Below are 12,320 nucleotides of genomic sequence, written 5' to 3' on the forward strand. Positions count from 1 at the left end.
TTGCCGCGCCTAGTCTTAACGTTGTTCAAACCGTCGGTGATGCCATGAACGCCAAGCGCCCAGCCTGCGCGGCGCCTGCACTTGAAACGCCCGCGCCCGCTGCCAGCCAGACCTACAGTTACAGCGATCTACCCCGCGAGGAATCGGCCAGCACTGCGCTGGCCGAGGAAGTCGCGTTGGCGATTGCCTACAACGGCATCAGTCAGGCGGTGATGCTGGTGACGCCGACCGACCTGGAAGACTTTATCGTCGGTTTCAGCCTCGGCAGCGGCATCATTATCGACGCCACCGACATTTACGACCTGCAATTGACCGGTGCAGGCTCCGCGCAATACGCGCAAGTGACCATCGCCAATCGCGCGTTCTGGAATCTCAAGCAACAACGTCGGCAAATGGCCGGCACCAGCGGTTGCGGCTTGTGTGGCGTTGAAGCGGTGGAGCAGGCACTGCCTGATCTCAAGGTCTTGCCCGGCGCGCCGCTGCCACCGATCGAATGGCTGGACGGTTTACGTCAGCGTATCGGCGCGTTTCAGCCTTTGGGTCAGCATTGCGGCGCGGTGCATGCGGCGGTGTTCATGAACGCCAGCGGCGAATTGCTGTTTGGGCGCGAAGACATCGGCAGACATAACGCCCTCGACAAACTGATCGGCGGGCTGATCCGCCAGAAGATTTCCACTGAAGGCGGACTGGCGATTGTCACCAGCCGTTGCAGCCTCGAATTGATCCAGAAAGTCTTGCGCGCCGGCATCCAGACTCTGGTCAGCCTGTCCGCGCCCACGGGCCTTGCCGTGCAATGGGCCCGTCGACACAACCTCAATCTCATCCACCTGCCGCAGAAAAGTGCGCCGCGGGTGTACAGCCCCGCGATGGAGAATCAAGCGTGAGCCAACATCATCAAGCCGACCAGAAACCTGTCCCGCGCTACAAGCCTTACAAAGGTGCCGCCGGCGGCTGGGGTGCGCTGATCAGTGTGGCCCAGGCCTGGTTGACCAGCGACAACGCGCTGAAGAACCTGCGCATGATGCTCAAGACCAACCAGAACGGCGGTTTCGACTGCCCGGGTTGCGCGTGGGGCGATTCGCCGGAAAGCGGCATGGTCAAGTTCTGCGAGAACGGCGCGAAAGCGGTGAACTGGGAAGCGACCAAGCGTCGCGTGGATGCCAGGTTCTTCGCCAAACACAGCGTGACCTCTCTGCTGGAGCAGAGCGACTACTGGCTCGAGTACCAGGGCCGTCTGACCGAGCCAATGGTTTATGACGCCGAAACCGATCGTTACAAACCGATCAGTTGGGATGACGCCTACACGCTGATCGCCAAACACCTGCAAAGCCTGCCGAGCCCGGATCTGGCCGAGTTCTACACCTCGGGTCGTGCCAGCAACGAGGCGGCGTACCTGTATCAACTGTTCGTGCGCGCTTACGGCACCAACAACTTTCCTGACTGCTCGAACATGTGCCACGAGGCCAGCGGTGTGGCGTTGGCGCAAAGTGTCGGCGTCGGCAAAGGCACCGTGACCTTCGACGATTTCGAACACGCCGATGCGATTTTCGTCTGGGGCCAGAACCCGGGCACTAACCACCCGCGCATGCTCGAACCACTGCGTGAAGCGGTGAAACGCGGCGCCCAAGTGGTGTGCATCAACCCGCTGAAAGAGCGTGGCCTGGAACGCTTTCAGCACCCGCAGCACCCGATCGAAATGCTCACCAACGGCGACAAGCCAACCAACACCGCTTACTTCCGCCCGGCACTCGGTGGCGACATGGCGCTGCTGCGCGGCATGGCCAAGTTCCTCCTGCAGTGGGAGCGCGATGCACAGAAGGCTGGCGAGCCTGCGGTGTTCGATCACGACTTCCTCAATGCCCACAGCGCCAACGTGCTCGAGTACCTGGGCGTGGTCGATGACACGCCATGGGAACAGATCGTCGAGCAATCCCGCCTGCCCCTCGTAGAAATCGAGCAAGCTGCGCGCATGTACGCCAAGGGCAAGAACGTGATCATGTGCTGGGCGATGGGCATCACCCAGCATCGCCACTCGGTGCCGACGATTCAGGAAATCGCCAACCTGATGCTGCTGCGCGGCAACATCGGCAAACCGGGCGCCGGCCTGTGCCCGGTGCGCGGCCACAGCAACGTGCAGGGCGACCGCACCATGGGCATCAACGAGCGTCCGCCGGTGGCGTTTCTCGATTCGCTGGAACGACGCTTCCAGTTCAAGGTGCCGCGCCACAACGGCCACAACGTGGTCGAAGCGATCCACGCGATGGCTGAAGGTCGCGCCAAAGTCTTTATCGGTCTGGGTGGCAACTTCGCCCAAGCCACGCCGGACAGTCCGCGCACGTTTGCCGCTCTGAGCAATTGCGACCTGACCGTACAAATCAGCACCAAACTCAACCGTAGCCACCTGGCTCACGGTAAAGACGCGCTGATCCTGCCGTGCCTCGGCCGGACCGACATTGATATCCAGACCGAAGGCCCGCAAGCGGTCACCGTGGAAGACTCGTTCAGCATGGTTCACGCCTCCAACGGTCAGTTGCAGCCACTGTCGAACCAGATGCGCTCCGAGCCGTCGATCATCGCCGGTATCGCTGCCGCCACACTGGGCAGCAAACCGGTGGACTGGAACTGGCTGGTGGCCGATTACGGACGCATCCGCGAACTGATCGCCGATACCATTCCCAACTTCAAAGAATTCAACGAGAAGATCAAGAACCCGGGCGGCTTCTACCTCGGCAACAGCGCTGGCGCGCGCAAGTGGAACACGCCGTCGGGCCGCGCCAATTTCCGCGCGAACATGCTGCCGAAAGATCTGGTGCACGAACGCACCCGCGCCACCGGGCAACTGCCGGATCTGATCCTGCAATCGATGCGCTCTCACGATCAGTACAACACCACGATTTATGGCCTCGACGACCGTTATCGCGGGGTGAAAGGCCAGCGCGATGTATTGTTTGCCAACGAAGCGGACATCATTCGTTTGGGCTTCCGTCCGGGGCAGAAAGCCGACATCGTTTCGATATGGGACGATGGCCGCGAGCGTCGCGTTAAAGGCTTTACGCTGCTGGCGTTTGATATTCCCGCCGGACAAGCGGCGGCGTATTACCCGGAAGTAAACCCGCTGGTGCCGCTGGAAAGCACCGGGGATGGCAGCCATACACCGACGTCGAAGTTCATTGCGATTCGGTTGGAAGCGGCGAGTGAGACTGGGTTGATCATGGCCAAGTCCGCTTAATTCAAAATCATCTCTTGTTTTTGCGTTTCCATGGCCCACAAAAAAGGCCGCTTTTTCACAAAAGCGGCCTGTCCGAAGTAGCTAAAGACCGGCGAAAATCAGTTAAGTTCCGCTGAAAAAACAGCAACTTGCAAAATTGTATACAAGTCGTGTTATTCGTCGGATTTCGATTGTCAGCCTTGTTACACAGCCTCAGGATCGGCGCCGTCATCCCTTTGAGGCTCATCTATGAAGTTCTCCTCGATTCTCTTGTTGTCCCTTGGCCTGGTCAGTGGTTTTGCTTCTGCAGGCGGCACCACCGAAGCAGGTGTGGGCGGCGCATTGGGCGGGGTTCTTGGCTCGGTCGTCGGTCAGTCCTTAGGCGGCAATACAGGTTCCACCATTGGCGCAGCCCTGGGCGGCGCGGGTGGTAGCGCGGTCGGCGCCGACAAACGCAGCCGTGGCGAAGCCGCCATCGGTGGTGCGCTGGGCGCAGCCGGCGGTAACGTGGTCGGCCGCAGCATGGGCGGCACCACCGGCAGCCTGATCGGCTCCGCAGCAGGTGGCGGCGCCGGTGGCGCGCTGGGTAACTATATGGGTAACAAAAGCGATGACGATGATCGTCGCTATGACCGTCGCCATGATGATCGTCGCTACTACCGCGACGGCCATCCAGGTCGCGGCCATGCCTACGGCCACCGCAAGCATCACAAGTACTATCGCCACCGTTAAGGCGAATGCTTGAACAAAAATCGCAGCCCGAGGGCTGCGATTTTTTTGCTTTTTTTAAACCACAAGGTATTCCAGTGCCTGCCGCAGCTTGGCGGGAATCGGTACTGGCTGGTTACTCGTCCGATCGACGAATACGTGAACGAAGCGCCCGGCCGCGCAGGCCTCGCTCTCTCCCACCTTGAACACCGCCAATTCGTATTGCACCGAACTGTTGCCCAGCTTGCCGACCCGCAGACCGATCTCGATCAGATCCGGAAACGCGATCGAGGCAAAGTAATCACACGCCGAACTGACCACAAATCCCACCACCTCGCCATCATGAATATCCAGACCACCGACTTGAATCAGGTAGGTGTTCACCGCCGTGTCGAAGAAGCTGTAGTAGGTGACGTTGTTGACGTGACCGTAGGCGTCGTTGTCGTGCCAGCGTGTGGTGATGGGCTGGAAGTGTGAGTAGTCGGTGCGTTGAGGGGTGGACATGGTTGTGCTGATTCTCCTGTTTTTTCAGTGATGCTGCTTGCCCTCACCCTAGCCCTCTCCCAGAGGTAGAGGGGACTGACCGAGGTGTTCTCGAAATACACCGACCTGAATTGCCGAGCCGAACGCGAAAGGCACAGAGATCGGCTCCCTTTCCCCCTCGCCCCCTTGTGAGGGGGTAAGATTTTGACTTCAACACTAATCCTGAGCAAACCGCCTACCCTGCGCCGCCAACTCGCCAATCAACCGCGCCGGTTTCCACTGATCGCCCTGACGCGTCTCCAGCGCCAGCAAGCGCTGATGAATATCCGCCAGCCCCTGCTGATCCGCCCAGGCCATCGGCCCGCCCTTGTCCGCCGGGAAGCCGTAGCCGTTCAGGTACACCAGATCGATGTCGTGCGCTGACGCGGCAATGCCCTCCTGCAAAATCTTCGCGCCTTCGTTGACCAGAGCCAGCAGGCAGCGCTCCAGAATCTCCTCCGGGCCGATCTCGCGGCGCTGGAAGCCCAGCCCTTCGCTGACCTGCAATACCAGCGCATCGACCTCAGCATCGTGCTCGGCCTGACGACTGCCCGGCTCGTAATGGTAGTAACCGTTGCCAGACTTCTGCCCAAACCGGCCCAGCTCGCACAAGCGGTTATCCACCTGTACCTCTGGCGCATCCTGGCCCTTGCCGGCCAACTCGCGGGCACGCCACTCCAGATCGATGCCAACCACGTCGTACATGCGAAACGGCCCCATGGCAAAACCGAAACCTTGCAGCGCCGCGTCGACCTGCTGTGGATAAGCGCCCTCAAGCAACATCTTGCGCGCCTCCAGCACATACGGATGCAGCATGCGATTGCCGATAAAACCGTGGCAGTTCCCCGACACCACACTGACCTTGCCCATGCGCTTGCCCAGCGCCAGTGCGGCCTCCAGCACCGCCGCAGAGGTTTGCGCACCGCGAACGATTTCCAGCAGTTTCATGATGTGCGCCGGGCTGAAGAAATGCAGGCCCAGCACTTGCTCCGGACGCCTCGTCGCCGCAGCAATCGCATCGATGTCCAGCGCCGAGGTATTGCTCGCCAACAAGGCTTCAGGCTTGAGCAAACCATCCAGCTCACGAAAGATCTTCTGCTTCAGCTCAAGATTCTCGTACACCGCCTCGATCACCAGGTCGACATTACGAATCGCCGCATAATCCGCCGCCGCGCTGACCCGTGCGATACGCGCATCCGCCTCGGCCTGATCAATCCGCCCCTGACGCACGTTGTGTGCATAAGTCTCGGCCACGGTGGCGAGTGCCTGTTCAAGCATCTGTGGATTGTTATCCACCCATTGCACGGTCACGCCGGCATTGGCCAGGCACATGACAATGCCGCGGCCCATGGTGCCCGCGCCAATCACCGCGGCCTGCTGAATATCGAAGGATGTCTGGCTCATGTTGTTCTCTTGTTGGCGATCCAAAGACTGGTCTCACCATAGTCAGCCAATAACGGATTTTGAAGTTTATTACCGTGATGATCGACATTCAGCGGATGGATAGAGCCCCAGACTTGATGACACTTAATGTAGGAGCTGCCGAAGGCTGCGATCTTTTGATCTTGAACAAATCAACATCAAAAGATCGCAGCCTTCGGCAGCTCCTACAAGGATCAGAGGTGCTCTTGCGCCCAACTGCGGACTTCCGCATAGGGATACTCCTCCAGCCCCGCAAACCCGGTAATCGTTCGCGCCTTGAGCCTGGTAAACAACGGCACGCTGATCCCGCACAAAAATCGCGTCAGCCGTTCCGCCGTTGGAATCAACCCGGTGTGCTGCTCATGCCTGTGGATAAAATCGCCGCACAGCGCCGCGAAGTTTTTATCCACAAGCGCTGGCAACTCCGGTGGTGCCGGCAGCCGCGCAACCTGCCCGTGGCACACCGAACAATGCCCACACTGCTCGGGCGCATTGTGATCACCGAAATACTCGGCCAGGCGATAACCCAAGCAGCGTTCGGTGGCGAATACCTCAAGCATCGCGTGGATGCGCGCCACTTCGGCCTGCTCATGTCGGGTGAAATATTCATGCAGCTCGGCACTCAGGACATCGCTGTCGAAGTCGCTGTTCAGCAGGCTGTAGACCTCGGTCATTTGCTTGCTTTCCAGCTCGACCCAACCCTTTTCCTGGAAGTAATCCAGCGCCTTCACTACCCGATTGCGCTCGGCGGAATATTGCGAATACATCGACTCGAAATTCACTGTGGCCCAGGTGCGCGCGCGGGTCGAGGTCTGAATGATTGCAGCGACGAAATCCCTGCGCTCACCCTCAAAACGTTCAAGCAGCACTTCGGGTTCCAGCAGGTATTTGAAACGGTATTCGGCGTAGTAGGCGTAGCGCGGTGCGATCAAACCGCGCAGTTCCAGTTGCACCAGCAAGGTCTTCAGCGGCAGTGCGCGAATGTTGCTCTGATCCGCCAGCGGCCCGAGCAGAAACTCCCACTGCCCTTCTGGTGCCGATGCCTTCAGTTCGTCGAGCACATAGCGGATGCCGTCACGCTCCGGCGTATCGCCGTATACGAAGTTTTCCAGCACATTGAGGCTGTCGCGATTGGCCAATACCAAACAGTCGGATGGCTGCCCGTCGCGCCCGGCGCGGCCAATTTCCTGACTGTAGTTTTCGATGGATTTGGGCAGATCAAAGTGCACGACGTTGCGGATATCACTCTTGTCGATGCCCATACCGAAAGCGATCGTCGCGACGATGCAATTGGACTGCCCAGCCATGAAGCGCTTCTGGATCGCCTCGCGTTTGTCGTGGGCCAGACCTGCGTGATACGCCTCGGCCTGAATGCCGTTACGCTCAAGGTGTTCGGCGATGTGTTCGGCGGTTTTCTGCAAGGTCACATAGACGATGCTTGGCTGCCCTGGCCGCTCGGCCATCCACTCCACCAGACGCCGCCGCTTGTCCTGGCCGCGCACCGGTTCGACCAACAGATTGAGGTTGGGCCGATAGAAGCCGGTAGTCACCACGTCAGCGTCGGCGATAGCGAATTTGGCCTGCATGTCGGCGATGACTTTCGGCGTTGCCGTGGCCGTCAGTAGCAAGGTTTGCGGGATGTTGAACTGGCGTTGGTAGTCCGGCAGTTTTAGATAGTCAGGACGGAAGTTGTGGCCCCATTCCGAGATGCAATGCGCCTCGTCGACCACCAGCAACGAGATCGGCACTTGCTGCAAAAAGTTGCGGAAGCGCTCGTTCTTCAAGCGCTCCACCGAGATCATCAGAATCTTCAGTTCACCTGAGCGGGCGCGGGCCATCACGTCATTGGCGTCATCGCGGCTCTGCGCTGAATCAATGCTGCCAGCGGAAATACCGTGTCGCTGCAAAAACGCCAACTGATCCTGCATCAGCGCCAGTAACGGCGAGACCACCAATGTCAGGTGCGGCAGCATCAGCGCCGGCAATTGATAGCAAATCGACTTGCCGGAACCGGTGGGGAAAATCGCCGCCGCCGAGCGCCCGGCCAGCACCGCGCTGATCGCGGCCTCTTGCCCGGGTCGAAACTGTGGAAAACCAAAAACCTGTTCCAGGGTGTTGTGCATTCGCTGTCACTCCATTGACTGCTGCCATGCCAACAGCCTAGCGGGCGATCGCAGCGAGTCGAGAAAAGGTCGGGGCCAAATCGATTCGGAATGATACAGCGATTACTTGATTGCCACGGTCCCTGTGGGAGCGAGCCTGCTCGCGAAGAGGCCGGTCAGAACAACACAACACCGGAGGTTCAGGGGTGCAACACCGCCACCCGCAACTGCTCATTCAGCATCTGCTCATGGACGTTTTGGCTTTTGCTCGCCCACAGCGCATGGGCCGGACTGATGTCGCCAGTGAATGCCGCCGCCAACTGCCGCAGGTCAGCGACGCTGCGCACGCGCGGGCAGAACGGTTGTTCATCACAGTTCTGGCTGGCGTTGCGATAGGTGCTCAACAACCCCTCCCAGAGGCCGTCACGCACGCGGCGAATCGACTTCAGTTGCACGTGGGGCACACCGAGTCGCTGCTCAAGCCCTTCTTCATCCAGTGCTTCACTGGCCAACAGGGCTTTGGCGAACATCAACACCTCCCCGCGCGACGCCGTGTCCATGCTCGCTTGGCTGATGATTGCCTCCGGCCAATCGGTGCGATCGAGACGGTCCAGCACCCATGCATTGCCAATGTCAGAGGCCATGGTCCAACGGCAAGTGCTCAGCCCGAGCAATAAAATCGCGGCCATTCGTAGCCAGTGCATACCTAATTCCCTTTAAGCGCGTGTCAGACGTTTGGAAACGCCCTACAGATTCTGGCGCGCACGATACAGCGGTTTACCGCGAATCGCCTGACAAACATGTAGGAATTATTACGCCTAAGGGTTTTGGCCTGAAAAAGCTGCGAAAACACGTAGGGCATTTCCTCAAAACACGGAAAAACCCCTACGAATACTGTCCATTGCGGCTGTCTTGTCCCACAGAGAAACGCCCTTCTATAGTGGCCGGCGCGGCTGCAAACACTGCACCGGCCCGCTCCAGCGCCTTCGAACAGGACACGCCTGACCATGATCAACCGCTACCGCCCCCTCAAGACTTGCTACAGCGAAAACCCGGTACTGCTTATCGACAGCCACTCCAGCCAGACTGACCTGATCAATGCCGCCGATCAGCGCCTTCGCGCGGCCGGGGACTTGCTGGAGACACTCTATTGCCTATGTTTCAAACAGGCTGATGTGAAAGATATTCCCAACATCGTTAACGCGCTTTATTTGCTGGTTCAGGATGGCTGTGACTTGCTTGAAGTTGCCAAACAAAAATCGCCCCAAACAACATACAACTAATCCCGCTACAAATACGGAAACACCAACACGCTTTATTTATACATGCAGCCCGCACTAACTTGTTCGCTCTTACAACTAAACGAGAGCAACAGCATGACAGTTCTAACTATATTTTTTTGCGGTACGGGTTCCAACAAGTTCGATACCGCCCATGAAAACTTCTGGGACGGTGAATTGGTTTCCACGCTGGCTGCCAACCACACCGGCCGCGAGTTCGCCGAATGGATCGTCGTCGACGGACCCGGCAGCGGCAACCTGCAAGCTGACGATCTGTTCACCAAAACCAAGGAGTACGGCCTTACGGGCACGCTGTTCGGCAAAGGCTGGGAGGAAAACGTGCAGCATGCCCTCAATATTATCAAGGGCAAATGCGACTGGCAGCGCGAGCAACTGACCGAGACTGAATACAACCGCCTCAAAGCCGCTGGCATTCCTATTGAAGACGTAAAATTCGAGGGTTCGTGGTTCTGGCGCAAATATAACTACGGTGATCGCAGCGTGACCCAACAGAAGTTACAGGAGCAAATCATCAAGACATTTCGCAAGGACGGTGTCATTCCCACTCAAGTCAATCTGGTGGGTTGGAGTCGCGGCGGGATAAGTTGCCATATGCTGGCCAATGCAATGTTAAATGATCGAGCGCTAAACAATATTCCGGTGAATATATTTGCCCTTGATCCAGTGCCGGGCATCGGCAACTTCCAGGACGAGCGCGTCAAACTCGGCGCCAACGTCAAAGAATATGTCGCCTTCTATGCCCGCGATGAACGCTCCAAAGGCTTCAGCTGTGTCATTCCACAAACCGCCACCGGCACCAAAACCTGCGTGTATCCGATGGCCGGCCGCCACGCGACCATGGCCGGTAACGCCACCGCAGCCGGCGGCGTACCCACCAGCAGCGACGACCTGAAAACGCTGGTCGAGCCTGGCCGCATCGTCCGCCACCTCGCCGAAACCTGCCTCAAGCGCTGGGGCGTGCAACTGTACAAAACCCTGAACCTGAGCGAAACAGATCTGCTACGCCTGACAGGCGCCATCGTCGCCGACGAAGCGCGCTACAAGCAGATGCACAGCGTTTCCTACACCTACTTCACCGAACTGGATAAAGGTGAGCGCTATGTTTCGCTGGGCAGTAAAGGGGTGCCGTTTTCGGCGGTGAAGGGTTCGATTTATACCCCTGCGACGGGGCTGACGACCAGTGTGCTGGATGCGGCGGCGTATCGGGTTATTGGCTGAAGATTCTGAGTGTGTGATTGGGCGAAAAAACCTACAGCAATGCCCTATCAGGTATTCGTCCCGTTCCTACAAGCTCAGACTCCCTAGCCGCCTATCGCGACTTGGTAAGTCAAATCTATAGTCGTGACTGTCGCTGCCAAATCAGCGACTCGGGCTTGGTCACCCGATTGGATCGTGTATACGCACGCGCTGTATGCTGCCGGCACTCACTTGCCTGCGGTTTATGGTGACTGTGTTTGGGACACCTTCGGGTGTGCCGGGTATGTGCACGATCCTCACCGGTTGACCAACCCGAACACAGTCGCCTCCTGTCGCTTGGTCACGATGCGGTGGCTTCTTTCGAAGCAATTGAGGATTAAAACATGACAACTTGGAATCAATTCACCACCGATCGCTACCGCCGACTCGAATCCAACCTCACCGACACCAAGCCCCTGATCATCGACACACACGCCAACCCGCAAGACACCCTCGAATGCGCCGTACAGCGCCTGCGCGCTTCAAGCGACCTGCTAAAAACCCTCTACTGCCTCAGCTTCAAACAAGCCGACGTCGAAGACATCCCCCACATCACCCACGCCCTCTATCTGCTGACGCAGGATGGCTGTGACCTGCTGCAAGTCGCACAGCAGCAGATGCTCAACTGGAAGGCTCCAGCCTGAAATCGAGTGATCGTATCGCTCTTATGCACTCTGTGAGAGCGATCAAAAAAACGGTAATCAAACATGGGAGCAACCATGAGCAAATTCTTTGATGAGCGAATGGAAAGCGTGCGAGAAATGGACGAAATTCTGCGTGGTGAATGTGCACCATCGCGTATATCCAAGGCTGGCAAAGTGATTCAAAAAAACCAACAGACTCTCGATGAACAGCCTCGCTTTAAGGATCGAAAATCCCCACCTATCACTCCACACGATTGCGCTACACTGGAGTCCTGCACCAAGAGACCTATGAAATGAGCGAATTGACGTTCCAGCAGAAACAGGCTTATTACGACAAAGTACGCCGGTCAAACTATCTGGCAAGCTTACGTCTGGAAGGTTTCGATACCAGCCGTGCCGATGCCGAGAAACCGCTTCCATCAAGGGAATCGGTCATTGAAAAATATCGTCAGACTGCACGTTAATGATGGACAAATATGGGGTCGGACAAGACCCCTATTGCTACCCTCATAGTGATGTTCTGCGTAACTTGCTCGACATCCACTCTGAAGAAGAACTGCAAAAAGCAGAGCGAGAGCTCTCGGAAATCGCGATCAGTCAATTTCGTCTTCTCCCCCCTCCTTATGATTTAAGTGTCCTGCAGCACGCCCATAAAACTCTTTTTTGCGATGTTTACGATTGGGCCGGGCAGTTGCGTACCGTTAACATCAAAAAGGGGCAAACATTTTTCTGCACTGCAGAGCGAATTCTTCCAGAAGCGCAAAAAATCTTTAGCGTGATGGAGCGCTCGGCGTGGTTCGCGGGAATGGGCAAACCAGAACTTGTGGTGAAAATCGCTAAGGCTTATGGCGATTTGAATGTCATCCATCCTTTTCGCGAAGGTAATGGCCGAGCGCAACGCCTATTATTTGAACAAATCATTATTAACGCAGGCTTCCCAGTCGATTGGTGGCTGGTTGAAGATGACGCTTGGGTCCCAGCAAACATTGATGCTGTGTCATGTGATTATCGGGGGCTAGTGGCGATCTTTGACCGCTGCATTGGCGAAAAGCTGGCTCTTTAAGTGGCAGTATTCTGGTAGTTAAGGCCATTTTCTGCGGGAATATTGCCAGTTAGTCTTGTTTTCGCCCACAAAAAAGCCGCCCCTAAAGGGCGGCTTTTTCATTCACTACAAACC

12 protein-coding genes are annotated in these 12,320 nt (G+C 57.5%); 8 read left to right on the top strand and 4 right to left on the bottom strand.

Annotated features, from left to right (window positions below; genetic code table 11):
* The first annotated feature begins 44 nt into the window (after positions 1–44).
* From fdhD to M9827_RS17815, 3 genes are all read left to right on the top strand, one after another.
* A complete protein-coding gene (fdhD, locus tag M9827_RS17805; protein ID WP_250606413.1) occupies positions 45–884 on the top strand; it encodes a formate dehydrogenase accessory sulfurtransferase FdhD in 840 nt (279 codons plus the stop codon).
* Positions 881–3,229 carry an FdhF/YdeP family oxidoreductase gene (locus M9827_RS17810; protein WP_250606414.1) on the top strand — a complete coding sequence of 783 codons (2,349 nt, stop codon included), beginning with the start codon at positions 881–883 and terminating at the stop codon, positions 3,227–3,229. The genes fdhD and M9827_RS17810 overlap by 4 nt, the downstream gene beginning before the upstream one ends.
* A 228-nt stretch (positions 3,230–3,457) precedes the next feature.
* On the top strand, positions 3,458–3,940 hold the full coding sequence (locus M9827_RS17815; protein ID WP_007909074.1) for a glycine zipper domain-containing protein: 483 nt from the start codon (positions 3,458–3,460) through the stop codon (positions 3,938–3,940).
* Positions 3,941–3,994: 54 nt separating this feature from the next.
* Here the strand turns inward: M9827_RS17815 and M9827_RS17820 are convergent, their stop codons facing one another.
* From M9827_RS17820 to M9827_RS17835, 4 genes are all read right to left on the bottom strand, one after another.
* Positions 3,995–4,420, bottom strand: coding sequence for an acyl-CoA thioesterase (locus M9827_RS17820; protein WP_250606415.1), 426 nt, complete (start codon positions 4,418–4,420; stop codon positions 3,995–3,997).
* Positions 4,421–4,615: 195 nt separating this feature from the next.
* The gene (locus tag M9827_RS17825) at positions 4,616–5,842 is read right to left on the bottom strand and encodes a 3-hydroxyacyl-CoA dehydrogenase (protein ID WP_250606416.1); all 1,227 of its coding nucleotides are present in this window, start codon (positions 5,840–5,842) and stop codon (positions 4,616–4,618) included.
* Positions 5,843–6,054: 212 nt separating this feature from the next.
* The gene (locus tag M9827_RS17830) at positions 6,055–7,983 is read right to left on the bottom strand and encodes a RecQ family ATP-dependent DNA helicase (RefSeq protein WP_250606417.1); all 1,929 of its coding nucleotides are present in this window, start codon (positions 7,981–7,983) and stop codon (positions 6,055–6,057) included.
* Between the two features lie 179 nt (positions 7,984–8,162).
* On the bottom strand, positions 8,163–8,666 hold the full coding sequence (locus tag M9827_RS17835) for a polysaccharide deacetylase (protein WP_250606418.1): 504 nt from the start codon (positions 8,664–8,666) through the stop codon (positions 8,163–8,165).
* Positions 8,667–8,969: 303 nt separating this feature from the next.
* Here M9827_RS17835 and M9827_RS17840 point away from each other — a divergent pair, with 303 nt between their 5' ends.
* The 5 genes from M9827_RS17840 to M9827_RS17860 all read left to right on the top strand — a co-directional run bounded on the left by M9827_RS17840 (position 8,970) and on the right by M9827_RS17860 (position 12,206).
* Positions 8,970–9,245 carry a hypothetical protein gene (locus tag M9827_RS17840; protein ID WP_250606419.1) on the top strand — a complete coding sequence of 92 codons (276 nt, stop codon included), beginning with the start codon at positions 8,970–8,972 and terminating at the stop codon, positions 9,243–9,245.
* 93 nt (positions 9,246–9,338) lie between these two features.
* Complete coding sequence (locus tag M9827_RS17845; RefSeq protein ID WP_250606420.1) at positions 9,339–10,481, top strand: hypothetical protein; 1,143 nt, start codon at positions 9,339–9,341, stop codon at positions 10,479–10,481.
* 362 nt (positions 10,482–10,843) lie between these two features.
* A complete protein-coding gene (locus M9827_RS17850) occupies positions 10,844–11,143 on the top strand; it encodes a hypothetical protein (RefSeq protein ID WP_250606421.1) in 300 nt (99 codons plus the stop codon).
* 293 nt (positions 11,144–11,436) lie between these two features.
* A complete protein-coding gene (locus tag M9827_RS17855) occupies positions 11,437–11,607 on the top strand; it encodes a YhfG family protein (protein WP_007917944.1) in 171 nt (56 codons plus the stop codon).
* Positions 11,607–12,206 (top strand): Fic/DOC family protein, encoded by a 600-nt coding sequence (locus M9827_RS17860; RefSeq protein WP_250606422.1) that lies wholly within the window; start codon positions 11,607–11,609, stop codon positions 12,204–12,206. The genes M9827_RS17855 and M9827_RS17860 overlap by 1 nt, the downstream gene beginning before the upstream one ends.
* The last annotated feature ends 114 nt before the right edge of the window (positions 12,207–12,320 follow it).

The organism is Pseudomonas sp. AKS31 (assembly GCF_023634765.1).
GTDB lineage: Bacteria > Pseudomonadota > Gammaproteobacteria > Pseudomonadales > Pseudomonadaceae > Aquipseudomonas.

What these genes read in the sequence shown, in the direction of transcription:
- fdhD (WP_250606413.1), top strand. Translation starts at nt 45, where the DNA reads ATGAACGCCAAGCGCCCAGCCTGCGCGGCGCCTGCACTTGAAACGCCC.
- M9827_RS17815 (WP_007909074.1), top strand. Translation starts at nt 3,458, where the DNA reads ATGAAGTTCTCCTCGATTCTCTTGTTGTCCCTTGGCCTGGTCAGTGGT.
- M9827_RS17820 (WP_250606415.1), bottom strand. Translation starts at nt 4,420, where the DNA reads ATGTCCACCCCTCAACGCACCGACTACTCACACTTCCAGCCCATCACC.
- M9827_RS17825 (WP_250606416.1), bottom strand. Translation starts at nt 5,842, where the DNA reads ATGAGCCAGACATCCTTCGATATTCAGCAGGCCGCGGTGATTGGCGCG.
- M9827_RS17830 (WP_250606417.1), bottom strand. Translation starts at nt 7,983, where the DNA reads ATGCACAACACCCTGGAACAGGTTTTTGGTTTTCCACAGTTTCGACCC.
- M9827_RS17835 (WP_250606418.1), bottom strand. Translation starts at nt 8,666, where the DNA reads ATGCACTGGCTACGAATGGCCGCGATTTTATTGCTCGGGCTGAGCACT.
- M9827_RS17840 (WP_250606419.1), top strand. Translation starts at nt 8,970, where the DNA reads ATGATCAACCGCTACCGCCCCCTCAAGACTTGCTACAGCGAAAACCCG.
- M9827_RS17845 (WP_250606420.1), top strand. Translation starts at nt 9,339, where the DNA reads ATGACAGTTCTAACTATATTTTTTTGCGGTACGGGTTCCAACAAGTTC.
- M9827_RS17850 (WP_250606421.1), top strand. Translation starts at nt 10,844, where the DNA reads ATGACAACTTGGAATCAATTCACCACCGATCGCTACCGCCGACTCGAA.
- M9827_RS17855 (WP_007917944.1), top strand. Translation starts at nt 11,437, where the DNA reads ATGAGCGAATTGACGTTCCAGCAGAAACAGGCTTATTACGACAAAGTA.
- M9827_RS17860 (WP_250606422.1), top strand. Translation starts at nt 11,607, where the DNA reads ATGATGGACAAATATGGGGTCGGACAAGACCCCTATTGCTACCCTCAT.